At 54.8% G+C, this 482-nt stretch carries 1 protein-coding gene and 1 pseudogene; both read right to left on the bottom strand.

Going from position 1 to position 482, the window contains the following annotated elements; genetic code table 11:
- Window positions 1-216, bottom strand: a pseudogene (locus tag AC3DEV_RS16865) (3-methyladenine DNA glycosylase 2); the annotation flags it as partial.
- Window positions 217-232: 16 nt separating this feature from the next.
- Window positions 233-482: AlkA N-terminal domain-containing protein (locus AC3DEV_RS16860; protein ID WP_488372846.1), on the bottom strand; the 250-nt coding region annotated here is incomplete at its 5' end.

Genomic DNA, 482 nt, shown 5'->3' with positions numbered 1-482 from the left:
CGCCGCATTTGCCAGATGAATCAGCGCCTCTGCCCGTTTCAACGGCATACCTAACGCTTTTAATGCCTGCAGGTCGGCTACTGCCAGCCGCTGAGGCGTGGGGAAGCAGACATAATCCGGAAAATCATCCAGCCGTTCGCCATAAAGCTGTGCCACTCTGGAGGTCAATTTTGCCGCCATCGCCACGCTCACCAGTTGGCCTAAAATCGCCCGCACGCCCTGCTCAAAAGCGTCAACACAACCAGGTAAACGCAATCCTGGCCGCGCCTAACTTGCCCAACGCACCGTTAACAATCTGCGGGTTACATTGCAGATCAAACAGGCGGCTCATTTTCGCCAGACACTCTGCGGCAACAGGTTCTAAACCTGCACTTAAATTTATGTGCAGAGTATGGCGGGCTATATCCGGAATAGCAGTCACCACGCCGCGATATTCGCCTACCGCCAGACTACGGGCATAATAACTGTCCGCGACCGTTTCC

The organism is Dietzia sp. IBK-p2-15D, assembly GCF_057773105.1.
This window is presented reverse-complemented; position numbering and strand designations above follow the sequence as displayed.